This window comes from Ideonella lacteola (genome assembly GCF_038066555.1).
In the GTDB taxonomy this organism is placed as follows: domain Bacteria; phylum Pseudomonadota; class Gammaproteobacteria; order Burkholderiales; family Burkholderiaceae_C; genus Ideonella; species Ideonella lacteola.
The window spans coordinates 193592-217590 of record NZ_JBBUTG010000006.1 but is presented as its reverse complement, the minus strand read 5'-3'; the positions used below and the strand labels follow the sequence as shown (position 1 = coordinate 217590).

20 protein-coding genes and 1 riboswitch are annotated in these 23999 nt (G+C 67.0%); of the genes, 14 read left to right on the top strand and 6 right to left on the bottom strand.

The window, feature by feature from the left end; translation table 11 throughout:
- Positions 1 to 30 precede the first annotated feature (30 nt).
- The 8 genes from ligK to AACH06_RS12920 all read left to right on the top strand — a co-directional run bounded on the left by ligK (position 31) and on the right by AACH06_RS12920 (position 8501).
- Positions 31 to 714 carry a 4-carboxy-4-hydroxy-2-oxoadipate aldolase/oxaloacetate decarboxylase gene (gene ligK, locus AACH06_RS12955; protein ID WP_341426113.1) on the top strand — a complete coding sequence of 228 codons (684 nt, stop codon included), beginning with the start codon at positions 31 to 33 and terminating at the stop codon, positions 712 to 714.
- An 86-nt stretch (positions 715 to 800) separates the two neighbouring features.
- The gene (locus AACH06_RS12950; protein WP_341426205.1) at positions 801 to 1769 is read left to right on the top strand and encodes a Bug family tripartite tricarboxylate transporter substrate binding protein; all 969 of its coding nucleotides are present in this window, start codon (positions 801 to 803) and stop codon (positions 1767 to 1769) included.
- The gene (locus AACH06_RS12945) at positions 1766 to 2713 is read left to right on the top strand and encodes a DUF1932 domain-containing protein (protein WP_423222024.1); all 948 of its coding nucleotides are present in this window, start codon (positions 1766 to 1768) and stop codon (positions 2711 to 2713) included. Before AACH06_RS12950 ends, AACH06_RS12945 begins: the two co-directional genes overlap by 4 nt.
- A 1-nt stretch (position 2714) precedes the next feature.
- On the top strand, positions 2715 to 3629 hold the full coding sequence (locus AACH06_RS12940) for an amidohydrolase family protein (protein WP_341426111.1): 915 nt from the start codon (positions 2715 to 2717) through the stop codon (positions 3627 to 3629).
- Between the two features lie 24 nt (positions 3630 to 3653).
- A complete protein-coding gene (ligA, locus tag AACH06_RS12935) occupies positions 3654 to 4097 on the top strand; it encodes a protocatechuate 4,5-dioxygenase subunit alpha (protein ID WP_341426110.1) in 444 nt (147 codons plus the stop codon).
- Positions 4097 to 4963, top strand: a complete 867-nt coding sequence (locus AACH06_RS12930) for a class III extradiol dioxygenase subunit beta (protein WP_341426109.1) — start codon at positions 4097 to 4099, stop codon at positions 4961 to 4963. Before ligA ends, AACH06_RS12930 begins: the two co-directional genes overlap by 1 nt.
- A complete protein-coding gene (locus AACH06_RS12925) occupies positions 4963 to 5919 on the top strand; it encodes a Gfo/Idh/MocA family oxidoreductase (protein ID WP_341426108.1) in 957 nt (318 codons plus the stop codon). Before AACH06_RS12930 ends, AACH06_RS12925 begins: the two co-directional genes overlap by 1 nt.
- A 191-nt stretch (positions 5920 to 6110) precedes the next feature.
- Entirely contained in the window at positions 6111 to 8501 is a 2391-nt protein-coding gene (locus tag AACH06_RS12920) for a S8 family peptidase (protein WP_341426107.1), read from the top strand.
- 130 nt (positions 8502 to 8631) lie between these two features.
- On the opposite strand, the gene AACH06_RS12915 is transcribed toward AACH06_RS12920, so the two are convergent.
- Entirely contained in the window at positions 8632 to 9945 is a 1314-nt protein-coding gene (locus AACH06_RS12915) for an esterase-like activity of phytase family protein (RefSeq protein ID WP_341426105.1), read from the bottom strand.
- Between the two features lie 170 nt (positions 9946 to 10115).
- Between AACH06_RS12915 and AACH06_RS12910 the strand changes: the two genes are divergently transcribed.
- The gene (locus AACH06_RS12910; protein ID WP_341426104.1) at positions 10116 to 10763 is read left to right on the top strand and encodes a DUF599 domain-containing protein; all 648 of its coding nucleotides are present in this window, start codon (positions 10116 to 10118) and stop codon (positions 10761 to 10763) included.
- A 173-nt stretch (positions 10764 to 10936) separates the two neighbouring features.
- Here AACH06_RS12910 and AACH06_RS12905 read toward each other — a convergent pair whose 3' ends face one another.
- Entirely contained in the window at positions 10937 to 12499 is a 1563-nt protein-coding gene (locus AACH06_RS12905) for a S8 family serine peptidase (protein ID WP_341426103.1), read from the bottom strand.
- Positions 12500 to 12822: 323 nt separating this feature from the next.
- A riboswitch (glycine riboswitch) is annotated at positions 12823 to 12944 on the top strand.
- 53 nt (positions 12945 to 12997) lie between these two features.
- Here AACH06_RS12905 and AACH06_RS12900 point away from each other — a divergent pair.
- Complete coding sequence (locus AACH06_RS12900; RefSeq protein WP_341426102.1) at positions 12998 to 14251, top strand: D-amino acid dehydrogenase; 1254 nt, start codon at positions 12998 to 13000, stop codon at positions 14249 to 14251.
- Here the strand turns inward: AACH06_RS12900 and AACH06_RS12895 are convergent.
- Entirely contained in the window at positions 14248 to 15045 is a 798-nt protein-coding gene (locus AACH06_RS12895) for an alpha/beta fold hydrolase (protein WP_341426101.1), read from the bottom strand. The genes AACH06_RS12900 and AACH06_RS12895 overlap by 4 nt on opposite strands.
- Positions 15042 to 16643 (bottom strand): benzoate-CoA ligase family protein, encoded by a 1602-nt coding sequence (locus AACH06_RS12890; protein ID WP_341426100.1) that lies wholly within the window; start codon positions 16641 to 16643, stop codon positions 15042 to 15044. The genes AACH06_RS12895 and AACH06_RS12890 overlap by 4 nt, the downstream gene beginning before the upstream one ends.
- 163 nt (positions 16644 to 16806) lie before the next feature.
- On the opposite strand from AACH06_RS12890, the gene AACH06_RS12885 reads away from it, so the two are divergent.
- From AACH06_RS12885 to boxA, 4 genes are all read left to right on the top strand, one after another.
- The gene (locus AACH06_RS12885) at positions 16807 to 17754 is read left to right on the top strand and encodes a helix-turn-helix transcriptional regulator (RefSeq protein WP_341426099.1); all 948 of its coding nucleotides are present in this window, start codon (positions 16807 to 16809) and stop codon (positions 17752 to 17754) included.
- 105 nt (positions 17755 to 17859) lie between these two features.
- The gene (gene boxC, locus AACH06_RS12880; RefSeq protein ID WP_341426098.1) at positions 17860 to 19518 is read left to right on the top strand and encodes a 2,3-epoxybenzoyl-CoA dihydrolase; all 1659 of its coding nucleotides are present in this window, start codon (positions 17860 to 17862) and stop codon (positions 19516 to 19518) included.
- An 18-nt stretch (positions 19519 to 19536) separates the two neighbouring features.
- Complete coding sequence (gene boxB / locus AACH06_RS12875; protein WP_341426097.1) at positions 19537 to 20964, top strand: benzoyl-CoA 2,3-epoxidase subunit BoxB; 1428 nt, start codon at positions 19537 to 19539, stop codon at positions 20962 to 20964.
- Between the two features lie 4 nt (positions 20965 to 20968).
- Positions 20969 to 22354 carry a benzoyl-CoA 2,3-epoxidase subunit BoxA gene (gene boxA, locus AACH06_RS12870; RefSeq protein ID WP_341426096.1) on the top strand — a complete coding sequence of 462 codons (1386 nt, stop codon included), beginning with the start codon at positions 20969 to 20971 and terminating at the stop codon, positions 22352 to 22354.
- Positions 22355 to 22395: 41 nt separating this feature from the next.
- Here the strand turns inward: boxA and AACH06_RS12865 are convergent, their stop codons facing one another.
- Positions 22396 to 23046, bottom strand: coding sequence for a 2-dehydro-3-deoxy-6-phosphogalactonate aldolase (locus AACH06_RS12865; protein ID WP_341426095.1), 651 nt, complete (start codon positions 23044 to 23046; stop codon positions 22396 to 22398).
- Positions 23043 to 23993, bottom strand: a complete 951-nt coding sequence (locus AACH06_RS12860; protein WP_341426094.1) for a 2-dehydro-3-deoxygalactonokinase — start codon at positions 23991 to 23993, stop codon at positions 23043 to 23045. The genes AACH06_RS12865 and AACH06_RS12860 overlap by 4 nt, the downstream gene beginning before the upstream one ends.
- Positions 23994 to 23999 lie beyond the last annotated feature (6 nt).

Genomic DNA, 23999 nt, shown 5'->3' with positions numbered 1-23999 from the left:
GCGCACCGGCCCATCGACAGGAGATTGAAGATGTACGAGCTGGGTGTGGTCTACCGGAACATTGCGCGTACCGAAGCCAGCGTGGCCGATGGCCTCGCCCGATTCGGCAGCGCGACGGTGCACGAAGCCATGGGCCGCGTCGGCCTGCTCAAGCCCTGCATGCGGCCCATCTACGCGGGGGCGCAGGTCTCGGGCACCGCGGTCACCGTGCTGCTGCACCCGGGCGACAACTGGATGATGCATGTGGTGGCAGAGCAGATCCGGCCCGGCGACATCGTCGTCGCGGCCATCACCGCCGAATGCACCGACGGCTACTTCGGCGATCTGCTCGCCACCTCGTTCGAGGCCCGCGGCGCGCGCGCGCTGGTGATCGACGCAGGCGTTCGCGACGTGAAGACGCTCACCGAAATGGGCTTTCCCGTCTGGAGCAAGGCGATCAGCAGCAAGGGCACGATCAAGGCCACGCTGGGCTCGGTGAACATCCCCGTCGTCTGCGCTGGCCAGCTGGTGCACCCCGGCGACGTGATCGTGGCCGACGACGACGGCGTCGTCTGCGTGCCCCGCGCGATCGCTTCTAAGACGCTGGAAGCCGCCGCCGCGCGCGAAGCCAACGAAGGTGAAAAGCGCGCCAAGCTCGCCAGCGGCGTGCTGGGGCTGGACATGTACAAGATGCGCGAGCCCCTGGAAAAGGCCGGCCTGCGCTACATCGACTGAGCCGATCGACCCTGTTGTGGATGGAGACGACAACAATGACCCGCCTGACCTGCCCCCCTCACCCCACCTCGGCGCGCCGCGCCTGGATGCTGTCGGCCGCGATCGCGGCCCTGGCCACCTCCGTTCCGCTGCACGCGCTGGCCCAAGCGACCGAATGGCCCACCAAGCCGGTGCGCATCATCACCCCCTTTCCAACCGGCGGCGGCCCTGAGGCGGTGGTGCGCGTACTGGCCGAGAAGCTGCAGAAGAAGTGGGGGCAGCCGGTGGTGGTGGAGAACAAGCCCGGCGCCAACGGTTTCATCGCGATCGACGCCTTCAAGCGCGGCGCCACCGACGGTACCGACCTGATCCAGCTGGACAACGTGCACCTGGTGGCCTACCCGCACCTGTTCAAGAAGCTGCCTTACGACCCGGTGAAAGACTTCGAGCCGATCGCGCCGCTGTTTCGCACCTACTTCTTCGTGGGCGTGTCGGCCACCAGCAAGTACAAGACGGTCGGCGACATCCTGGCCGATGCAAAGGCCCACCCGGGCGCACTGAACTACGGCTCTTGGTCGGTGGGCAACCCGGTGCACCTCGGCTCCGCACTGCTCGAATCGATGACCTCGACCGAGATGCAGCACGTGATCTACAAGGAAACGTCGATGCTCTACACCGGGGTGGCCAATGGGGAGCTGAACTTCGCACTCGGCTCGCTTGCCACGGCAGGCCCGCTGCAACGCTCGGGCAAGATCAAGTTCATCGCCGTCACGGCACCGAAGCGTCACCCTGCCTTCCCGGATGTGCCGACGGTGGCCGAGTCGGGCGGCCCCGCCGGCTATGAAATGACGGGCTGGACGACGATCGCCGCGCCGAAGGGTTTGCCCAAGGCCGTGGCCGACAAGATCCAGCGCGATGTCGAAGCGGCACTGGCCGAGCCGGATATCAAGGAGCGCTACGCCACATTCGGCTACGAGATCTTCCCGGCCACGCGCGATCAGTTTCACGGCTTCATTGCCAGCGAATCGACCAAGTACGCCGATGTGATCAAGCGGGCCAAGGCCTCTCTGGATTGACGACCACCCCAAGGAAAGGCCCCCGCATGAACGCGAAGCAATGGCAGGTCGGGCTCGTCGGCTACGGCGAGGTCGGCCGCATCCTGGCCGAAGACCTGCGCGCGCAGGGCCTGGCCGTCAGCGCCTACGACGTCAAGCTCGACCGTGCGGCAAGCTCTGCGGCGATGCGCACCCATGCGCAAACCCACGGCGTGCAGTTGGCGGCCTCTCACACCGCGCTGGCCGCCGGCAGCGACTTCATCGTCAGCGCGGTGACCGCGAGCCAGGCGGTGCCCGTGGCGCAGGCCTGCGCCACGGCACTGCGTCGAGGCGCCTACTTCCTCGACTTCAATTCCGCCTCGCCGGGCGCCAAGCAACGGGCGTCTGACATCGTCGCCGGCGCCGGCGGCCGGTATGTGGAAGGCGCGGTGATGACGAGCGTGCCGCCTTACCGCATCAAGGTACCGCTGCTGTTGGGCGGGCCGCACGCCGCGGCGCTCGCCCCGCTGCTGGCCGAACTGGGGTTCGCACCGCAGGTGGCGAGCGAGCGGCTGGGCGTCGCGTCTGCCACCAAGATGTGTCGCAGCGTGATGATCAAGGGCCTGGAAGCCATGGTCATCGAAAGCTTCACCGCCGCGCGCCACTACGGCGTGGAAGACGCGGTCATCGCCTCGTTGAAAGAGACCTTCCCCGGCATCGACTGGGAGAAGCAGGCCGCGTATTTCTTCCAGCGTGTCATCGAGCACGGCCGGCGCCGCAGTGAAGAGGTGCGCGAAGTGGCCGAGACGGTTCGCGAGGCCGGCCTGGAACCCTGGAGCGCCAGTGGCACCGCCGAGCGCCAGGCCTGGGTGGCCGATCTGGCCGACACCGGCCTCTTCGGCGAACGGGGCCACCCCGGCTTCGCCCGACAAGCCGATTGGCGGGTGGAAGCCGATCGCATCCTGAACCGCCTGCAGAAAGACTGACATGGCCTTCGACAAGACGCCCGGCTGGCTCGACTGGTACGCGAGCCCCTCCACACCCCAGTTTCGCCTGCCGCCCGGCGCGGTGGATGCGCACTGCCATGTCTTCGGGCCCGGCGACGAATTTCCATTCGCCCCGGAGCGCAAGTACACGCCTTGCGATGCCAGCAAGCAGCAGCTGTTCGCGCTGCGCGACCACCTGGGCTTCGCCCGCAACGTCATCGTGCAGGCCACCTGCCACGGGGCAGACAACCGCGCGATGGTCGATGCCTGCCTGGCCTCCCAAGGCCGGGCCCGCGGCGTGGCCACAGTGCGCCGCGACATCACCGACGACGAGCTCCAGCGCCTGCATGCCGCCGGGGTGCGTGGCGTGCGCTTCAACTTCGTCAAGCGCCTGGTCGATTTCACCCCCAAGGACGAGTTGATGGAGATCGCCGGCCGCATCGCGACGCTGGGCTGGCATGTGGTCATCTACTTCGAGGCGCAGGACCTTCCCGAACTCTGGGACTTCTTCACCGCGCTGCCGACCACGGTGGTGGTGGATCACATGGGCCGCCCCGATGTGACGAAGCCGGTGGACGGCGCCCAGTTCGAGCTCTTCGTGCGGCTGATGCGCGAGCACCCGAACATCTGGAGCAAGGTGAGCTGCCCCGAGCGGCTGTCTGTCAGCGGGCCGCGGGCACTGGACGGTGAACGCGCGGCCTACCGCGATGTGGTGCCCTTCGCGCGGCGCATCGTCGAGACCTTCCCAGACCGGGTGTTGTGGGGCACCGATTGGCCGCATCCGAACCTGAAGGACCACATGCCCGACGACGGGCTGCTGGTCGACTTCATCCCGCACATCGCGCCCACCGCGGCCTTGCAGCGCCAACTGCTCGTCGACAACCCGATGCGCCTGTACTGGCCCGAAGAAGCGTAGGGCGTCGCACCCAGGAGTCTTTCCATGCCACTTCACAAACCCTACCTGGACATCCCAGGCACCACGATCTTTGATGCGGAGCAGTCCCGCAAGGGCTACTGGCTGAACCAGTTCTGCATGTCGCTGATGAAGGCGGAGAACCGCGAGCGCTTCAAGGCCGACGAGCGCGCGTACCTGGCCGAATGGCCGATGACCGACGAGCAGCGAGAAGCCGTGCTGGCGCGCGACCTGAACCGCTGCATCGCCGCGGGCGGCAACATCTACTTTCTCGCCAAGATCGGCGCCACCGATGGCAAGAGCTTCCAGTACATGGCGGCCACGATGACCGGCATGACCCAGGACGAGTACGCCGCGATGATGCTGGCCGGTGGCCGCTCGCCGCAAGGCAATCGCGTCATTGGTGAAGACGGTGATGCCCAGCCGCACCGCCAAGGCCGCGCCCCCCACACTCCTTCGTCGAGCACCTGATGGCCAAGATCACCGCCTCCGTCTACACCTCGCACGTGCCGGCCATCGGCGCGGCCCTGGATCTGGGCAAGTCCCACGAACCGTACTGGCAACCCGTCTTCGCGGGTTACGACAACTCACGTCAATGGCTGCGCGAGAACCGGCCCGACGTGATCTTCCTCGTCTACAACGACCACGCCACGGCCTTCAGCCTGGAGCTGATCCCCACCTTCGCGATCGGCTGCGCCGCCGAGTTCAAGCCGGCCGACGAAGGCTGGGGCCCGCGCCCCGTGCCCACGGTCGTAGGCCATCCGGAGCTTGCTGCGCACATCGCGCAAAGCGTGATCCAGGACGACTTCGACCTCACCATCGTCAACAAGATGGACGTCGACCATGGCCTGACCGTGCCGCTGAGCCTGATGTGCGGCGCCCTCGACCCCGCGCGCGACCGCTGGCCCTGCGCCATCATCCCCTTTGCGGTGAACGTGGTGCAGTACCCGGTGCCCTCGGGCCGGCGCTGCTTCATGCTCGGCCAGGCCATTCGCCGCGCGGTCGAGTCCTTCGACCAGCCGTTGAATGTGCAGATCTGGGGCACCGGTGGCATGAGCCACCAGCTTCAAGGCGCCCGTGCCGGCCTGATCAATCGTGAGTGGGACAACGCTTTCCTCGAACGGCTGATCGCCGATCCCGAGGGCTTGTCGAAGATGCCGCATGTGGACTACGTGCGCGAAGCAGGCTCCGAAGGCATCGAGCTGGTCATGTGGCTGATCGCCCGGGGCGCGATGGCCGACGTGGCCGGCGGTCCGGCGCCCACCGTGCGACACCGCTTCTACCATGTGCCGGCGTCGAACACCGCCGTCGGCCACCTGATTCTGGAGAACCACTGATGAAGACACTCAAGGTCGCGCTGGCAGGTGCGGGCGCCTTTGGTATCAAGCACCTCGACGGCATCCGCCAGATCGACGGCGTGGAGGTGGTGTCGCTGATCAGCCGCGACATCGACAAAACGAAGGAAGTGGCGGCGAAGTACGGCATCGCCCACGTGACCACCGAGCTGGACGACAGCCTGGCGCTCAAGGAGGTCGATGCGGTCATCCTGTGCACGCCGACACAGATGCACGCGTCCCAGGCCATTGCCTGCCTGCGCGCCGGCAAACATGTGCAGGTGGAGATTCCGCTGTGCGACAAACTCAGCGACGGCCAGGAAGTGGTGCAGGTCCAGCGCGAAACCGGGCTGGTGGCGATGTGCGGTCACACCCGCCGCTTCAACCCCAGCCACCAGTACGTGCATCGCCGCATCACCGCGGGTGAATTCAACATCCAGCAAATGGATGTGCAGACCTACTTCTTCCGCCGGACCAACATGAACGCGCTGGGCCAGCCGCGCAGTTGGACCGACCACCTGCTCTGGCACCACGCCGCGCACACGGTGGATCTGTTCGCCTGGCAATGCGGCAGCCCGGTGGTGCAGGCCCATGCCATCCAGGGCCCGATTCACCCGACGCTCGGCATCGCGATGGACATGTCGATCCAGCTGAAGGCCGCCAACGGCGCGATCTGCACGCTCTCGTTGAGCTTCAACAACGACGGGCCACTGGGCACCTTTTTCCGCTACATCGGCGACAGCGCCACCTACATCGCCCGCTACGACGATCTGTTCAACGGCAAGGACGAGAAGATCGACGTGTCGAAGGTCGATGTCTCGATGAACGGCATCGAGCTGCAGGACCGCGAATTCTTCGCCGCCATCCGCGAGGGCCGCGAACCCAACGGCAGCGTCGCTCAAGTGCTGCCTTGCTACGAGGTGCTGCATCGGCTGGAGCAACAGTTGAACGCGGGCTGACAAGCTCGATCGGGCGGGCCTGGCCCGCATCGATCAACTACTGTCAATACCGCGAGCCGGGTGGGCGACGGAATGTCGCCCCGGGTGCAACATGCCAGATGGAGGGCGCCGGGCCGGTCACGGCCACGACGCCCCTGGTGTCGCCCCAAGGGATGCGACGAGACGGTTCTGTTGACTGGGAAGCCCGACTCATGACTGGATACCGCAGCACCCCGCGCCGCACTGCCGCGCGCACGATCATCTGGACGCGCACGGCCCTGGCCGCTGGCGTCGCCCTCGCCTGCCTGGGCACAGCCCAGGCCCGGCCGCAGCCGCAAGGCAACCTGGGTCTTGGCCTGCGCGAGCTGGTCGAGCAGCAATCCATGCAGCCCGCGGCCCGCGCCGAAGCCGCCGAGCGTTCACGCGCTCGCACTGCGCTCGCAGTGACCGACAAGCAAGGCCGCGTGCGCGTCAATGTGCACCTGGACGGCAAGTTCTCCCTCGCGCAGGTTCAATCCACCGCCCGCAAGATGGGCATCGAATCGGTGGTGACCAACGCGCACTATCGCCACGGCGTCTTCACCGCCTTCGTGCCGGTGGCCAAGGCCAAGGATCTGGCCAAGCTGCCGGGCGTGAAGTCCGTGCTGCTGTCGACGGCGCCCATCGCGGATGTCGGCCAGGTCACGTCGCAAGGTGCCGCCACGGTGCGTGCCGACCAGGTGAATGCGCTGGGCATCAAGGGTGCTGGCGTCACGGTGGGCGTGATGTCCGACAGCTATGACGCCGCCGCCGGTGCGCGCACCCATGCGGCACAGGACATCGTCAATGGCGATCTGCCCGGCCCCGGCAACCCGGATGGCCACACCGAGCCGGTGGTGGTGATCGAAGACATCGCCAGCGGCACCGACGAAGGCCGCGCGATGATGCAGATCGTGCACGACCTGGCCCCGGCGGCGAAGCTGTGTTTTGCCACCGCCTTCAACGGCGAAGTGGGCTTTGCCGACAACATCCGCAAGCTGGCCGACAAGACGGGCCCCTGCAAGGCCGACGTGGTGGTCGACGACGTCATCTACTTCACCGAGCCGATGTTCTCGGACGGCATCATTGCGCAGGCGGCCGACGAGGTGGTCGCGCAAGGCGTGTCGTACTTCTCCTCGGCCGGCAACCGTGGCTCGACGATGGGCTACCTGGCCGGCTACAACAAGGTCGACGACGCCACCGCCCGCGCCAGCTCGCAAACGGTGAACTTGGGCCTGATCACCCCGGGCAGCTCGGACGGCGGCTTCCACAACCTGGCCACCGACGGGCAGACGATCGATGTCTCACGCACCATCACCTTCGGCGCCACGTCGACGCTGGTGCTGCAGTGGAACGACCCGTTCGACTCGGGCAAGGTGACGACCGACTACGACCTCTACCTCTACAACGCGGCCGGTGACCAACTGGTGGCCGTGTCGGCCGACGACAACTTCTCGACTGACCAGCCGATCGAGGCGGTGCAGGTGCCGGCCGGCACCTACCAGATCGTCGTCGTGCGTTCGGACACGACCACGCCGTCGCCCACCGCCGACCAGGTGCGCTTCGTCACCTTCGGCAGCGTGGTCAACGGCGAGTACATGAACTACACGACGCCGATCACCTTCGGCCACAACTCGGCCGCCGGCGCCAACGGCACCGCCGCGTTCGCGTGGTACCAGGACTACCTGCCCGAGTCGTTCTCGTCGCCTGGCCCGTCGATCATGTACTTCAGCAAGGACGGCACGCGCCTGCCCACGCCGGAGATCCGCCGCAAGCCGGACCTGGGCGCGCCGGACGGCGTGAACACCAGCTTCTTCAGCGGTGACTCGGCCGAAGACAGCGACACCTTCCCCAACTTCTTCGGCACCAGCGCTGCAGCACCGCACGCCGCCGCGGTCGCCGCCCTGGTGGTGGAGAAGGCCGGCGGCCCCGGCTCGATCTCGCCGGCCAAGCTGAGCCAGGTGCTGAAGAAGACGGCCCGCGCGCACGACTCGAAGCCCAACTTCGCCGCCGCGCAGGCCTCGTTCGGCGTCGGGACCGTGCACGTCACCGCCACCGGCGACGGCCAGTCGCGCAGCCAGTTCGACACCGAAGTCTTCCGCGTCGGCCTGAGCGCCCCCGAGGGCTACACGCTGAAGTCAGTGACGCTGGACCTGTCGACCGCCAACGGCCAACGCAAGCTGCTGGGCAACCCGGCGCCTGGCATCCAGCTGGATCCGCGTGTGGGCCCGGGCCTGCCCATCACCCTGGGTACGCTGAAAGACATCAACGCCGCCGACGTGAGCTTCTCGGCGCTAAGCGACGTGGTGCCGTTCAGCAAGACGCTGACCGTCAGCTTCGCGCCGGGCAGCTTCGGCCGCAAGTCGGTGGTGCACTTCGGCGTGGACCGTGACGAGGTCGCCACCGGTGGTGGTGGCAACTCGGCCGACCTGTTGGTCGGCGGCACGATCAGCGGCGTGGTGGCAGGCCCCTCGGGCGACATCCCGTTCACCGGCACCTTCAGCCAGGCGCTGCGCCGGGGCCACTCGACCTCCGAAGGCATGGGCCTGGTCGACGCGCTGTCGGCGGTGCAGTCGCTGCCCTGACGAGACTCCAGCGCCCCATCACCGGAGCGCCCGCATGTGAAGCATGACGAAGGCCGCGACAGTCACCTGTCGCGGCTTTTTTCATCCGAGGTCACCTGGGCGACGTCATCGGACGTCGCCGACGCCGGGCTCAGCGCAACGCGGCCTGGTCATCCAGCGGCAGGGTCACGTCCAGCGACAGGCGCAGGAACTCGGTCGGATCCGGCTCGCCATCGACGCGGCTGCTGCCGGGGTAGTTGTTGTCGTTGATCACCAGCAGCGTGCGCGCGTCCAGCACCAGCACGTCTTCGATCGTGACGAACGGGAAGGTGAAGGTCGTGGCGCCGTCACGGTTGAGGTCGTGCGGGTCCGCAACGTTCATCAGGTCGACCACCTCGGTCTTCGAGACAAAGCCATCGCTGCCCACCTGGTTCAGGTCGATCAGATAGATCTTCTTGAAGCGCGGCGTTTCGGTACCGTTGCGCTCGATGACCAGGAACTGGTGCTCGTTGACCGCCGTCATATCGCCGATGTTGGTGCCCTGCGGCTCCAGCTTGTACAGCCATTGCTCGCCGGTGTAGCGGCCCGCGCGGATGTCGAAACGGTTGATCCGCAGGCTGCCCGCCGCGTCACCGGTGACCGTGCCTTCGAGCAAGGTGAACAGGTGACGGCCAGCGGCGTCGATGGCCATGCCCTCGAAACCCCGTGAGCGGCCCAGGTTCGGCGTGCCACCATTCAAGTGGGGGTTGTCGGGCGACATCACGCCCGGCATCGGCACCTCGGCACGCAGCACCTTGCCCTTGGCGTTGGTCTCGATCAGGAACGGGCCGAGTTCGTCACCGAACCAGAGGTGGCCGCGGCGGTCGACGCGCACCGACTCGATGTCGAAATCGGCGCCGGTCAGCAGGCGCCGCTCTCGGATCTGCGGCGCCACGGGAATGTCGGCGCTGCCCGGCCCCGTGCCGGCATAGGGGTAGTGGTCGCCCTCTGCAACGATGGGGAACCCCAGCAGACGGTCGCTGTCGTTCAGCGTCACATAGCTGCGCTTGTCGAACGCCGTCAGCGACTCACCCGTGTCGCGATCGACGGGCTGCACCGTGCCACTGCCCTGCTCGCCCTGGTCGGCCCAGCGGCGGAAGTCGGGACGCACGGTGTAAAGGCGCAGCAGCGTGTCCGGCGAGTTGGCCTTGGTGCCGAAGCCGTTGTCCGGCATCACTCGGAAGGTGCCCGCCGCCGGACCGGGCAGCACGGCGGAGAAGCCCTGGACAGGCTGGCGATCCACCAGCGGGAGCGTGCGCCCGTTGGCGCTGCTCGCGAACTGGCCCGAGGTCGGGCCAGGGGCAAAGGTGTCAGCCGGCATCGTGGCGAAGCCGTCGAGCATGGCGCCGGCTTGGGCCGCCGTCGAAGCGGAAACAACGAGGGCCGCGGCGATGGCCAGGCGAGCGGGACGGAACATGCGGTACATCGGTAAGTGCCTCGGGTGGGAAAGAGGAATGGGCGGAAGGCACGGATGCTTTCAAGCCACGATGACAGGGCCATGAATCGACGCGATGGCCCGCCACTGCCGCCATCGCCACGCAGCCAGCAGGCGCCTATCATCGAAAACATTCCGACACCCTGGAGACCTTCCCCGCCGTGCCCTCCGCCCTCATCCCGTGGATCAGCTTCGGCGCCAGCATCCTGCTGGTGATCGCCTACGAATGGCGCATTCACCACATCGGCAAGCGCCAGCCCGAGCGTCTCGCCCGCTACGCCAATGCCAAACTGCGGATGCACTGGGTCACATCGTTGGCCGATCGCCCAGGCGCCGAGATCGTCGCCGTGCAGGCGCTGCGCAATTCGCTGATGGCCGCCTCGATCTCGGCCTCGACCGCAGCGCTGGCAGTGATGGGCGCGCTGAGCATGTCAGGCGCCTCGCTGGCGGCCAATCTCGCGCGCTGGTCGGGAGAAAACGCCTTGCACACCGTGCTGCAGGGGATGCTGGTCGGTATCTTGTTCGCCTCGTACGTGTGCTCGGCGATGTCCACCCGCCACTACAGCCACGCGAGCTTCATCATGTCGATCCCGGTGGATCGGCCGGAACGCAACGAGCTGAACACCGCCGCCGCCACCCACGTGCGCCGCGCGGGGCTGATGTACAGCTGGGGCCTGCGTCTGTTCTTGATGGTGCTGCCGGTCGTGGCCGGTGTGGTGCACCCGTTGGCCATGCTGCCGGCGACGCTGCTGCTGATCGGCGGTCTGGTGTTGTTCGACCAGCCAGCGAACGACGTCGAAGTCGATTGAACACCGCGATGCCCCGCCCCCGCCCTTGTTCGGCATCGGTCGCGGCTTGAGGCCTTGTTCTGCCAGGCGTGCGCCGTGCAGATTCAGCGACGCAGAAACGACCAGCCTGCCGACGCTTCACCATGGAAAACGGGGCCCGAAGGCCCCGTTCTCGTTCAGTGCCGAAGCCCTGATCAGTTGCCGCAGCCCAGGCTGGTGATGCGCTTGTGCGCGGCCTTGGCTTGCACCAAGCCGTAGCCGGTCTTGGCGTCGCGGCCGGCCACATCCAGATCCTTGGCCGACTTGTTCAGCGACTGGCGGATCTGCTCGCCCGTGCACTCGGTGTGGTAGCTCCACACCAGCGCGGCGACAGCCGACACGTGCGGGGTGGCCATCGAGGTGCCGTCGAAGTAGGCGTAGTTGGTGGCGTCGACCGACACGGTGGCCGATTGACCCAGCTGGCCCTTCATGGCAGCGCCTTCGGTGTCCGAAGCGGTGACCGACGGGATGGTGGTGGCCACGCCACCCAGCGTGCCAGCGAAGCCGCCGGCGACGTTGTTGTACACCACCGCGCCCACGCCACCCGAGTTCTGGCAGTTCAGCACCTTCTCCGAGAAGGCGATGTTGCCGCGCTGGATCAGGCAGACCTTGCCCGACACCGAGGTATCGACGGCGTCGCCCAAACCGAAGTCAGCCAGTGCCGCCGTGGCGGTCGCCTTGGGCGAGCCGTCCATCGCGCCCGGCGCGTAGTCGGTGCCGCCCACTTGCAGCGACGGCTCCGAGCCCGAACCCATCGGCACGGTCGACAGCACGCCCACGCCCGGAGCGGAGATTTCGACGTCCTTGTTGCGCTGCGAGAAGCTCGCCCAGGCTTCGTTCTCGTCCACCGCGGCCACCGACATCACCGGCACATAGCCAGCGGGGTAAGAGGTCTGGGTGTTGCCACCGTTGCCGGCCGCGGCGATCGACAGGATGCCGGCCGTCTGCAGGGCGGTGAAGGTGTTCTTCTCAGCGGTGTTGGGCAGCGGGCCGCCCAGCGACATGCTGATCACGTTGGCGCCGGCGGCCTGGCACTTCTTGGCTGCGGCCGACAGGGTCGACGAATAGGCCCAAGCGCCGTCATCACCGAACACCTTGACGATGTGCAGCTTGATCTTCTGGTTCGGCAGAACGCCCACCACGCCGACGTCGGCCTGGTTGATGGCGGAGATCGTGCCGGCCACGTGCGTGCCGTGGTGCGAGCCGTCCACGGACCACAGGCCAGCGCCGCCGATGTCGTCGTCACCCGTGACGTTGGCGTTGTTCTGCAGGTCTTCATGACCCTTGCCGTAGCCGGAGTCGATGATGCAGATCATGCGGTTGCCAGCGTTGGTGTCCTTCAGCTGGTCGGCCTGGACCATCTTGATGCCGTAAGGGACCAACTGGCCGAGCTTGTAGGGCTTGCCGGTCGACGGCGTGGTCAGCGACATCGGATAGCGCGGAGCATCCTGCTCGACGCGGGCGATGGACGTGTGCTTGGCCAGGGCCATGGCGGCGGCCTTGGGCAGCTCGACCGCGACGTTTTCGCCGTCGATTTCGAGCTTGATCTTGCCGCCCATCTGGGCAACGGCAGCGCGGGCCAGCTTGGCCGCTTGGCTACCAGGCTTGAAAGTCACGACCACGCGGGTGGTTTCAGCCGCATGGGCCGCACCCATCATGGCAAAGGCCAGGCCCAGGCCGACGCACAGGCGGGACACCGGGAAGCTCGTCTTGGTCATCGTCAACTACTCCAGTAGGGAAGATCATTCTGGGATTCAGCAAAACGTAAGTGCTTGAATCCGAGGTGTGCAGTGTGTATGGCACAGCCCGGTGTGCCCACTACAAAAGCTTCAACGATCCTCATGACATTCGCAGCGGTCGCGGGGAAACCCGGACGACATTCACCGCAACTGGGCGATCGGCCGTGAATAGTTCACGTAGCCAATCACAGCTCATCGCTCCTACAATCCGGCTCAGCAGGAGAGCGCCGGTTTCGACAGGGTCGAGCCGGCCACCGAAGGCGCAAACTCCCATGCACGCTCAGGTACCGTACTGCTGTCATCAATCGCCGTCTGGAGAGCCGCTGAACTGACGATGCCGTCAGGGCCAGCGCACCGAAGGAGCAAGGCCACGCGAGACACGCGCAGGCCGAATCTCTCAGGTACCGAGGACAGGGGGAGCGGCAGGCACGAAGCACTCATTCGTTCGCTTCGTGCCGCTCGCCTCTGGAGAGAACCATGCATGTGGTCGTTCTCGGCGCCGGCCTGCTCGGCGTCACCTCAGCCTATTTCCTTCGCCAGCTCGGTCACGAAGTCACCGTCATCGATCGGCAGGCCACTCCCGCGGCCGAAACCAGCTACGCCAACGGCGGCCAGATCTCAGTGAGCCACGCCGAGCCTTGGGCCAACCCGAGCGCGCCGCTCAAGGTGCTGAAGTGGCTCGCCAAAGAAGACGCGCCCTTGCTGTTCCGCCTGCGCGCCGATGCGCGCCAATGGGCCTGGGTGTTTCGCTTCCTGCGCGAATGCACGCCAGGGCGCACCCGCCACAACATCGAGCAGATCGTGCGACTGGGCACCTACAGCCGCGAGACGCTGCAGCAACTGCGCCGCGAGATCGGCCTCGAGTACGACCAGCGCACCCAGGGCATTCTTCACTTCTACACCAACCCGAAAGAGTTCGACGCGGCAGAAGCCCCCGCCGCGCAGATGCGAGAGCTCGGCTGCGACCGTCGCGTGATCTCGGCCGATGAGGCCGTGCGCATCGAGCCGGCGCTCGCGCACATCCGCCCACAGTTGGCCGGTGCGACCTTCACGGCAGAAGACGAATCCGGCGACGCGAACCGCTTCGTGCATGAACTCTCCCAGCGCTGCGAAGCGGATGGGGTCACGTTCCTGATGAGCCACACCGTCACCGCGCTGCGGGAGGTGGGGGGCCGTATCGACCACGTCGAGGTGACGGATCCCAACGGCCGCTACCAGCGGCTGCGCGGCGAGGCCTATGTGCTGGCCATGGGATCGCTCAGCCCGCTGTATGTGAAGCCGCTGGGCATCGACCTGCCCATCTACCCCGCCAAAGGCTACTCGGTGACGATGCCGGTGAAAGACGCCACCAAGGCGCACCAAGTCTCGTTGACCGATGACGAGTACAAGCTCGTCTTCTCCAGGCTGGGCGACCGGCTGCGTATTGCCGGCACCGCCGAGCTGAACGGCTACGACCGTGACCTGAACCGCGTGCGCTGCGAAGCGATCGTGCGGCGCGTGGAAGAGCTCTTCCCCGGCGCCGGGGACACCGACCGGGCCCAGTTCTGGACCGGCCTGCGTCCGGCCACACCGAGCAACCTGCCGATCGTGGGCCGCTCGAGACTGCCCAACCTTTTCCTGAACACCGGCCACGGCACGCTGGGGTGGACGCACGCGTGTGGCTCGGGCAAGAGCGTGGCGCGCATCGCGAGTGGGCTGAAGCCTGAGGTCGATTTCGCGTTCGCGACCTAACGTCCAGGCTGAACGAAGGAGGACACCGCCGAGATCACCCGCTCCGGTTGATCGCGGTGCGGCGAATGCCCGCACTCGGGCAGGGGCAGCACGGTGGTGGCCTTCACGCGCGCGGCGATGCGGCGGACTTGCGCGAGCGTGCCGTACTCGTCGTCTTCACCTTGGATGGCGAGCACCGGGCACGCGATGGTGCCCAGTTCGTCGCTGATGTCCCACGGGCGAAATGCCGGTGAGAGCCAGGCGTTGTTCCAGCCCCAGAACGCCGAGTTGACGTCGGCGTGGTGCTTTGCCAACCCCTGGCGCAGGGCACCGTGGAGGTAGGCCTCGCGAGCACGGGCGATGCTGGCGAGCGACAGCTCTTCGACGAACAGATGCGGGGCCATCGCCACCACGCCGGCCACCTGGGCCGGAAAGGCAGCCGCATGAAGAAGGGCGATCGACCCGCCGTCGCTGTGGCCCAACAGCCAGGGGGGGTCTCGATGGGCGTCGATGCCGAGCGCCTGCAGCAGCGCGGGCAACACCTGTTGCGCCTGGCGGTGCATGAAGTCGGGCCCCCACGCCTCGTCGCTCGGACGAGGAGTGGAGCGGCCGTAGCCGGGCCGCGAGTAGACCAGGCCACGCCATCCCAGCGCGTCGACCGCCTTCGCAGGAAAGTCCCGCCACATCGACACCGAGCCCAGGCCCTCGTGCAGGAACACCATGAGCGGTTGGTCGCGGCGCTCGGGGCTCAGCCACTCGTGCTCGATCGTGAGCCGCCGAGCATCCACCACGATGTCGACGAACTCGATGGTCATCCCGCGTTGGCTTCGCGCTCACGCAGGCGAAAGCGCTGGATCTTGCCGGTGGCCGTCTTCGGCAGTTCGTCGATGAATTCGATCTGGCGTGGGTACTTGTAGGGGGCGAGGCGATCCTTGACGAAACCCTTGAGCATGTCGACATCGACCTGCTGGCCCGCCTTCAGCACCACAAAGGCCTTGGTTCGAGTCAAGCCATCTGCGTCGGGCACCCCGATCACCGCCGCCTCGAGCACCGCCGGATGCTGCACCAGGGTCGATTCCACTTCGAAGGGCGAGACGTAGATGCCACTGACCTTCAGCATGTCATCGCTGCGGCCCGCATAGGTGTAGCTGCCATCTGCGTTGCGCAGGTATTTGTCGCCACTCTTGGTCCAGGCGCCCTGGAATGTCTCGCGTGACTTGTCTCGCTGGCCCCAGTACATCAAGGCCGCGCTCGGCCCGCGGATGTAGAGGTCGCCGGTTTCGCCGTCAGGCACGGGCCGGCCGTCGTCGCCGCGCAGTTCGATCTCGTAGCCTTCCACCGGCCAGCCCGTGGTGCCATACCGGACGTGACCGGGGCGGTTGCTCAAGTAGATGTGGAGCATCTCGGTCGAGCCGATGCCATCGACAATCTCGCAGCCGAAATGGCTGGTGAAGCGCTGGCCCACCTCGGCCGGCAGCGCCTCACCAGCCGACGAGCACAGGCGCAGGCTCACCTGCTCGCGCGCGGGCAGCTGAGGGGACGCGAGCATGCCGGCGTACCCGGTTGGCGCCCCGAAGAAGACGGTCGGCTTCGCACCACCCACCTCGCCGCGCCAGCGGCGGAACGTGGCGTCGGGCGTGGGGCGCTCGGCCATCAGCACGGTGGTGGCGCCCACGCTGAGCGGAAAGGTCAGCGCATTGCCCAGTCCGTAGGCGAAGAACAGCTTGGCGGCGGAGAAGCACACATCGCGTTCCGTGAGGCCCAGCACACGCTTACCGTACAGCTCGGCGGTCCAGTAGAGGTTGGCGTGGGTGTGCAAGGTGCCCTTGGGTCGGCCGGTCGAGCCCGAGGAGTAGAGCCAGAACCCCGGGTCGTCTGCCCCGGTGGGTGCCGGCAGCGCGAGCGGCGGGTGCGCCTCCAGCACATTCTCGAAGGCGTGGTGCTGCCGCGCCATCTCGCCGCCGGGCGCACTGCGCGAGACCAGCACCGCTCGCAGCTCATGGCCGCCTTCGCATTCAGCCTGCGCAACCGCCGCCTGGAAGGTGGGCAACAGCGCGGCCGACACGAGCGCCGCCTGTGCCCGGCTGTGCCGAAGCATGTAGGCGTAGTCGTCGGCCGTCAGCAGCGTGTTCACCGCCACCGGCACCACACCGGCATAAAGCGCGCCGAGAAATGCCACCGGCCAGTCGATGCCATCGTGCATCAGCAGCAGCACGCGCTCTTCTCGCCGCACTCCGTGGGCGATCAGGCCGGCAGCGAGGCGGCGCACCCGTTCAGACATGGCGGCATAGCTCAGAGATCCGTGATCGTCGACATAGGCCAGCTTGGCGCCCCGGTGGGCATTGGCCTCGATCAGGTGCTGCGCAAAATTGAAGCGCGCGGCAGGCGATGCTGGGAATTCGGCAGAGCGCATCGGAATGCTCCTCATGAACGGCGCGACAAGACTCGCGCGCACATGCACCGGCCGGCGCCGCCCTTTGCCTTTGACCAAAGGCACAGTCCTTGCGAACTCGGCTTGCGGACCCCGTGAGGATGAACTATTGTGCGCGCCGGGACTCTAGGTCCGCCCTTTGAGCATGTCAAGCACTATATTGCATCCCAAGAAGCCATCTGACGATCTGGACGGCCACCACGCCGCCGACGCCGATCCTGCCGACGAGAAGAACCCGTTCCTCGTGGCGCTCGGCGAGCGCGTTCGCTCATTGCGGTCACGCCGCGGCATGACGCGCAAGGCGGTCGCGCTGGCCGCCGATGTCTCCGAGCGGCACCTGGCCAATCTCGAATACGGCATCGGCAACGCATCGATCCTGGTGCTGTTGCAGGTGGCGGGCGCACTGCAGTGCTCGCTGGCGGAGTTGATCGGCGACGTGACGACCTCGTCGCCCGAGTGGCTGATGATCCGCGAGCTGCTCGAGGGCCGCGACGAGAGCACGCTGCACCGCGTGCGCCTGGCGGTGGGCGAGATGCTCGGCACCGGCGGCAGCCACGCCCAGCGCAGCTCGCGCATCGCGCTGGTCGGCCTGCGAGGCGCCGGCAAGTCCACCCTCGGCCACATGCTGGCGGAAGACCTGGGGTTCCCCTTTGTGGAGCTGAGCCGCGAGATTGAGAAATTTGCTGGCTGCAGCATCTCCGAGATCCAGGCGCTGTACGGCATGAATGCCTACCGTCGCTACGAACGGCGCGCGCTGGAAGAAGCCATCCAGATCTACCCCGAGGCCGTGATCGCCACGCCCGGCGGGCTGGTGTCGGATGCAGCCACCTTCAACCAGTTGCTGGCGCATTGCACCACCGTGTGGCTGCAGGCCGACGCAGAAGACCACATGAAGCGCGTCACTGCCCAGGGTGACCTGCGCCCGATGGCCGCCAGCCGTGAGGCGATGGACGACCTGAAGCGCATCCTCGCCGGTCGGGCCGCCTTCTACTCGAAGGCCGACCTCACGCTGGACACCAGCGCCCAGCCGCTGGACGCCACCTTCGCCGCGCTGCGCCGGCTCGTCCGCGACACGCTGCAACTGCCGGCCTGACCGAACAGGCAACATAATTCATTTCATGGCTTGCATGCAAACCAATGCATGCACTATGATTCTTCTACCGCGCGGCTGGTGGTCGCGCCTTAGAGGAGATCGGCCATGAGCAACCCGGATCGCGTCGACTATCAGACCGACCCTTCACGCTATCGGCACTGGCGCCTGAGCGTCGACGGCGCCGTCGCCACGCTGTGGTGCGACATCGATGAGAGCGCCGGCCTGCGCCCCGGCTACAAGCTCAAACTGAACAGCTACGACCTCGGTGTCGACATCGAGCTGGCCGACGCGGTCAACCGCATCCGTTTCGAGCACCCTGGCGTGCGCACCGTCGTGGTCACGAGCGCGAAGGACAAGGTCTTCTGCTCGGGCGCCAACATCTTCATGCTGGGCCTGTCGAGCCACGCCTGGAAGGTGAACTTCTGCAAGTTCACCAACGAGACGCGCAACGGCCTGGAAGATTCGTCTGCCCATTCAGGCCTGAAGTTCCTCGCCGCCGTCAACGGCGCCTGCGCGGGCGGCGGCTATGAGCTGGCGCTGGCGTGCGACGAAATCATCCTGGTGGACGATCGCTCCAGCGCGGTCAGCCTGCCCGAAGTGCCGCTGCTCGGCGTGCTGCCTGGCACGGGTGGGCTCACCCGCGTCACCGACAAGCGCAAGGTGCGGCACGACCTGGCGGACATTTTCTGCACGACCACCGAAGGGGTGCGCGGCCAGAAGGCCAAGGCCTGGCGCCTGGTCGACGACATCGCCAAACCGGCCCAGTTCGCCGCGAAGGTGCAGGAACGCGCGCTGCAACTCGCCGCATCGAGCGATCGCCCCGCTGGCGCACGCGGCGTCTCACTCGGGCCCCTCGAACGGCAGATCGAGCCCGACGCGCTGCGCTATCCGCATGTGCAGGTCGAGATCGATCGGGCGCGCCGTACGGCAACCTTCACCGTTCGTGCGCCGCAAGGCGTTCAGCCGACCGACATCGCCGCCATTGAAGCGGCGGGCGCGGCCTGGTACCCGCTCGCGCTGGCCCGGCAGCTGGACGACGCGATCCTGTCGATGCGCACCAACGAGTTGGACATCGGCACCTGGCTCATCAAGACCGAAGGCGATGCCGCGGCCGTGCTGGCGATGGACAACACCCTCTGCGCACACCAGGGCCACTGGCTGGTGCGCGAGACCATCGGCTACCTGCGGCGCACCTTCAGCCGACTCGATGTGTCTTCGCGCAGCCTCTTCGCGTTGATCGAGCCCGGCTCGTGCTTCGCCGGCAGCTTCCTCGAACTGGCGCTGGCTTGCGATCGCAGCTACCACCTCGCCCTGCCCGACGATGCGGCCCGTGCGCCGAAGATCGTGGTGGGCGAAGCCAACTGGGGCCGCTACCCGATGGTCACCGGCCAAAGCCGCCTTGAGCGGCGCTTCTACGGCGAAGCCGCGCCCTTGGACGAGATCCGCGGGCGGCTGAACCAACCGCTCGATGCCGACGCTGCCTTCGCGCTGGGCCTGGTCACCAGCAACCCGGACGACATCGACTGGCCCGACGAAACCCGCATCGCGATCGAGGAGCGCGTGTCGATGAGCCCGGATGCGCTCACCGGCATGGAAGCCAATCTGCGCTTCAATGGCCTCGAGAACATGCTGACCCGCATCTTCGGCCGGCTGACCGCCTGGCAGAACTGGATCTTCCAGCGCCCCAACGCCGTCGGCGAGAAGGGCGCACTCAAGGTCTATGGCAAGGGCGACAAGGCCGCCTTCGACTGGAACAGAGTCTGACGAATCGAGGAGACACCCATGAGCAGCTTCGACTACAGCGAGAAGATTCCCAACAACGTCAACCTCGCAGACGACCGCACCCTCAAGCGCGCGCTGGAGCAATGGCAGCCCAACTTCCTGAGCTGGTGGGACGACATGGGCCCCGATGGCTCGCAGAACTTCGACGTCTACCTGCGAACGGCCGTCAGCGTCGATCCTCAAGGCTGGGCGCAGTTCGCTCATGTGAAGATGCCCGACTACCGCTGGGGCATCTTCCTGAACCCGGCCGAGCAGAACCGCAAGATCCACTTCGGTGACCACCAGGGCGAAGACGCCTGGCAGGACGTGCCCGGCGAATACCGCGCCAATCTGCGCCGCATCATCGTCACACAGGGCGACACCGAGCCGGCGTCGGTCGAGCAGCAGCGCCACCTCGGCCTCACCGCACCGAGCATGTACGACCTGCGCAACCTCTTCCAGGTCAATGTCGAGGAGGGCCGGCACCTGTGGGCCATGGTCTATCTGCTGCACAAGTACTTCGGCCGCGACGGTCGTGAAGAGGGCGAGGCCCTGCTCGAGCGCCGCAGCGGCCAACAGGACAACCCACGCATCCTGCAGGCCTTCAACGAGCCGACGCCCGACTGGCTCAGCTTCTTCATGTTCACCTACTTCACCGACCGAGACGGGAAGTTCCAGCTCTGCGCGCTGGCCGAGAGCTCGTTCGACCCGCTCGCGCGAACCACGAAGTTCATGCTCACCGAAGAGGCGCACCACATGTTCGTCGGCGAGTCCGGCGTCTCACGGGTGATCCAGCGCACCGTGCAGGTGATGAACGAACTGAAGACCGACGATCCGGCCCGCCTGCGCGCCGCTGGCGTGATCGATCTGCCCACGGTCCAGCGCTATCTGAACTTCCACTTCTCGGTGACGATCGACCTCTTCGGTGCCGACGAATCCAGCAATGCCGCCACCTTCTACTCCACCGGCCTGAAGGGACGCTTCGAGGAGGGCAAGCGGCAGGACGACCATCTGCTCAAAGGCCAGACCTACCGCGTGATGCAGGCGCACGGCGGAGCCTTGGTCGAGAAAGACGTGCCGATGCTCAATGCGCTGAACGAGGTGCTGCGCGACGACTACATCAAGGATTCGGTGGCCGGGGTCGAACGCTGGAACAAGGTCATCGAGAAGGCCGGGATCCCCTTCCGGCTGAAGACGCCGCACAAGGCCTTCCACCGCAACATCGGGGGTCTGGCCGGCCTCAAGGTGTCGCCCGAGGGCCGCGTGCTCAACGAGGCCGAATGGGCGGCGGGCGTGAACCAATGGCTGCCAAGCGCGGAAGACCGCGCCTTCGTGGCCAGCCTGATGGGCCGGGTCGTCGAACCCGGTAAATTCGCCCACTGGATCGCGCCGCCGGTGATGGGCATCAACCGCCAGCCGGTGGACTTCGAATACATCCGCTTCAACTGAGACCATGGCTTCCGCTGCAATGGACCAAGGGATGGGCGTGGATCCGGTTTTGCCGGGCCATGGCCCCCACCCCCTCGGGGGGCAGCGACCTGAAGGAGCGTCGGGGCTCCAGATCGTCAAGCAGCATCTGATCGATCCGGAGATCTGCATCCGCTGCAACACCTGCGAAACGATGTGCCCGGTGGGCGCCATCGCCCACGACGCACGCAACTACGTGGTCGATGCGAGCAAGTGCAACTGGTGCAATGACTGCATCTCACCCTGCCCCACCGGCAGCATCGACAACTACCGCCGGATGCCGAAGGCTCGGGCCTACAGCCTGGACGAGCAGTTAGGCTGGGACACCCTGCCCGCCGAGCTGAGCCGCGAGCAGCTCGCCGAGCTGGCCGGCGGCGACCCCGGGGCCACGCCTGCCGCCCCGTCGGCCGAGGTGGCCACCGCGGCCAGCGCGGCGCAACACAGCACCATCGAAACGCCGGCATTCCAGGCCGCGCGCTACGGTGCCACCACCCCACCGTGGTCGGCCGCGCATCCCTACACCCACCTGTACGGCCCCAAGTCGGCGAGCGCAGTGGTCTTGGCCACGGTGACCGGCAACGTGCGGGTGACGGAGGTTGGCACCGACTACGACACGCACCACATCGTGCTCGATTTCGGAGCCATGCCCTTCCCCGTGCTGGAGGGCCAGTCGATCGGCATCGTGCCGCCGGGTGCCGATGCCAACGGCCGGCCACACCATGCACGGCAGTACTCCATCGCCAGCCCGCGCAATGGCGAACGACCCGGCTACAACAACGTGTCGCTCACCATCAAGCGCGTGCTCGAAGACCACCAAGGTCGTCCGGTGCGCGGCGTGGCCAGCAACTACATGTGCGATCTGAAGGTCGGTGACACGGTGCAGGTGATCGGGCCGTTCGGCACCAGCTTCCTGATGCCCAACCACCCCAAGAGCCACATCGTGATGATCTGCACCGGCACCGGCTCGGCGCCGATGCGGGCGATGACCGAGTGGCGGCGCCGGCTGCGGCAGTCGGGCAAGTTCGAGGGCGGCAAGCTGATGCTCTTCTTTGGCGCCCGCAGTGCACAAGAGTTGCCCTACTTCGGCCCGTTGCAGAACCTGCCCAAAGACTTCATCGACATCAACCTCGCCTTCAGCCGCACCGCTGGAAGCCCCAAGCGCTATGTGCAGGATCTGATGCGCGAACGCGCCGCCGATCTGGCCCCGCTGCTGGCCGACCCGAATGCCTACTTCTATGTGTGCGGGCTGAAGGCCATGGAAGAAGGCGTGGTGCTGGCACTGCGCGATATCGCCACGCAGGCCGGCCAGGCCTGGGATGAGATCGCCGAAGCCCTGAAACAGCAGGGCCGGCTGCACCTGGAAACGTACTGACGGCGACTAGGGCAGCCACGCGCCCTGGGCGCCGCACACCGTCACGGGTGCGTGGCGGAACGGGACGAGTTCCACGCTTGCACGTAGGCCTCAGCGCGCCGGCGGAGTTCGTCCAGCGCCACGCCCGGCTTGTAGAGCGCGCCGCCGATGCCGAAGCCGGTGGCCCCCACCCGCTGCCAAGCCGACAAGCTCTCGGCGGTGACGCCCCCGACTGGCCACAGTGCGGTACCAGCCGGCAACACGCTGGCCAGGGCCTGCAAACCGGCCGGCGGCATGGCTTCGGCGGGGAAGATCTTGAGGGCGTCGGCCCCGGCGCGCAGCGCGGCAAAGGCTTCGCTGGCGGTGAACACGCCAGGCACGCTCAGCATCCCCAGCGCCTTGGTGTGACGAACGACGGCCTCATCGAAGTGCGGCGACACGATCAGCGTGGCACCCGTGGCCGCCACAGCGTCAACCTGCGCGGTGGTCGTGACCGTGCCGGCGCCCACGGCCACCTGCCGGGGCGCCAACGCCACCAGCCTGGCGATGCTGGCGAGCGCACCGTCGCGGTTGAGCGGCACTTCCAGCGCACCGAAGCCTGCATCCAGCAGCACGCGGCCCACATCGTCGGCCTCGCCGGGCGGCAAGCCGCGCAAGATCGCCACCAGGGGCGGCTGAGGTGGCCAGTTCGGCGATGACGACAGGGGGCTCATGGCGTGGTTTCCAACGATCGTTGCAGTGTTCTCCAGGCGGCATGCTGGACAGCGCGCACGTCCAGCACCTCGGCCCGGCACCCCAGCAGCTCCGCGCAATGCACATGAAGCTGCGCGAGAGCCGGCTCACCAATGAGGCGGACCATGTCGCCGCGGTGCTTGCTGCGCGCATGCTCGTGCCATTCGCTGCCGATCAGCAGGCCGCTGACGTAGGCGGAAGCGGCTTCAGCCGGCATCTGCCCGGTGACCACCCGAGCGCGTGCGCCGAACAGCGTGTGGCTGAGCGCGCCGTGGGTCGCGTCTGCCACACCGCGTGCGAAAGCCGGGCGGTCCAACGCGGATTCGGCCGGGGTGGACTTCATGGCGGCCGACAAGGTGCCGCGCTCGCGCAGCAGCGCAAACAGCTCGCCGCTCATGAAGGTGCGCAGGCTCTGCACCACGCCAGCTTCCAGCCGCACCCATTTGCTGTGGGTGCCCGGGAGCACGTAGCCGCCAGTTTCACCGGCCGCGCCCAGCATCTGCGAGGCGCCCAGCAGTTGGGTCTCTTCCCCGCGCATCACATCCACCTGGCCCGAGGCGGCCTCCACCCAGCGCATGCCGGGCACGATCCACCAGCGCGCGCCGGCGGGGGCGTCGCGCACGGGCGCCAGTTGGCGCGCCAGGTCGCGCAGCGGCGTTCGGGCCTCTGCGTAAGGCACCTCTTGCCAGCCCATGGCCGAGCCGACCATCCCGGCCATCACAATCGGCACGTCGCTCGGCAAGCGGCCCAGGCGTTGCAGCAGCGTGCGCAGCGATTCGGCGAACCGGCCGGTGCAGGCCAGCGCGCCGTCGTCATCGTGCTCTTCATGCACGACCTGGCCATCGCCATCCAGCAGGCAGGCACGGCGGTGGGTGGTGCCCCAATCGATGCCGATGAACGACACCGCGTTGTCGAGGGAGAGGGTCATGTCGGG

Bases quoted from the DNA above. Each gene is read 5' to 3' on its own strand.
- boxB (WP_341426097.1), top strand. From the start codon at position 19,537: ATGAGCAGCTTCGACTACAGCGAGAAGATTCCCAACAACGTCAACCTC.
- AACH06_RS12895 (WP_341426101.1), bottom strand. From the start codon at position 15,045: ATGACCATCGAGTTCGTCGACATCGTGGTGGATGCTCGGCGGCTCACG.
- ligK (WP_341426113.1), top strand. From the start codon at position 31: ATGTACGAGCTGGGTGTGGTCTACCGGAACATTGCGCGTACCGAAGCC.
- AACH06_RS12930 (WP_341426109.1), top strand. From the start codon at position 4,097: ATGGCCAAGATCACCGCCTCCGTCTACACCTCGCACGTGCCGGCCATC.
- AACH06_RS12925 (WP_341426108.1), top strand. From the start codon at position 4,963: ATGAAGACACTCAAGGTCGCGCTGGCAGGTGCGGGCGCCTTTGGTATC.
- boxC (WP_341426098.1), top strand. From the start codon at position 17,860: ATGAGCAACCCGGATCGCGTCGACTATCAGACCGACCCTTCACGCTAT.
- ligA (WP_341426110.1), top strand. From the start codon at position 3,654: ATGCCACTTCACAAACCCTACCTGGACATCCCAGGCACCACGATCTTT.
- AACH06_RS12905 (WP_341426103.1), bottom strand. From the start codon at position 12,499: ATGACCAAGACGAGCTTCCCGGTGTCCCGCCTGTGCGTCGGCCTGGGC.
- AACH06_RS12860 (WP_341426094.1), bottom strand. From the start codon at position 23,993: ATGACCCTCTCCCTCGACAACGCGGTGTCGTTCATCGGCATCGATTGG.
- AACH06_RS12940 (WP_341426111.1), top strand. From the start codon at position 2,715: ATGGCCTTCGACAAGACGCCCGGCTGGCTCGACTGGTACGCGAGCCCC.
- AACH06_RS12900 (WP_341426102.1), top strand. From the start codon at position 12,998: ATGCATGTGGTCGTTCTCGGCGCCGGCCTGCTCGGCGTCACCTCAGCC.
- AACH06_RS12890 (WP_341426100.1), bottom strand. From the start codon at position 16,643: ATGCGCTCTGCCGAATTCCCAGCATCGCCTGCCGCGCGCTTCAATTTT.
- boxA (WP_341426096.1), top strand. From the start codon at position 20,969: ATGGCTTCCGCTGCAATGGACCAAGGGATGGGCGTGGATCCGGTTTTG.
- AACH06_RS12865 (WP_341426095.1), bottom strand. From the start codon at position 23,046: ATGAGCCCCCTGTCGTCATCGCCGAACTGGCCACCTCAGCCGCCCCTG.
- AACH06_RS12915 (WP_341426105.1), bottom strand. From the start codon at position 9,945: ATGTACCGCATGTTCCGTCCCGCTCGCCTGGCCATCGCCGCGGCCCTC.
- AACH06_RS12950 (WP_341426205.1), top strand. From the start codon at position 801: ATGCTGTCGGCCGCGATCGCGGCCCTGGCCACCTCCGTTCCGCTGCAC.
- AACH06_RS12920 (WP_341426107.1), top strand. From the start codon at position 6,111: ATGACTGGATACCGCAGCACCCCGCGCCGCACTGCCGCGCGCACGATC.
- AACH06_RS12885 (WP_341426099.1), top strand. From the start codon at position 16,807: ATGTCAAGCACTATATTGCATCCCAAGAAGCCATCTGACGATCTGGAC.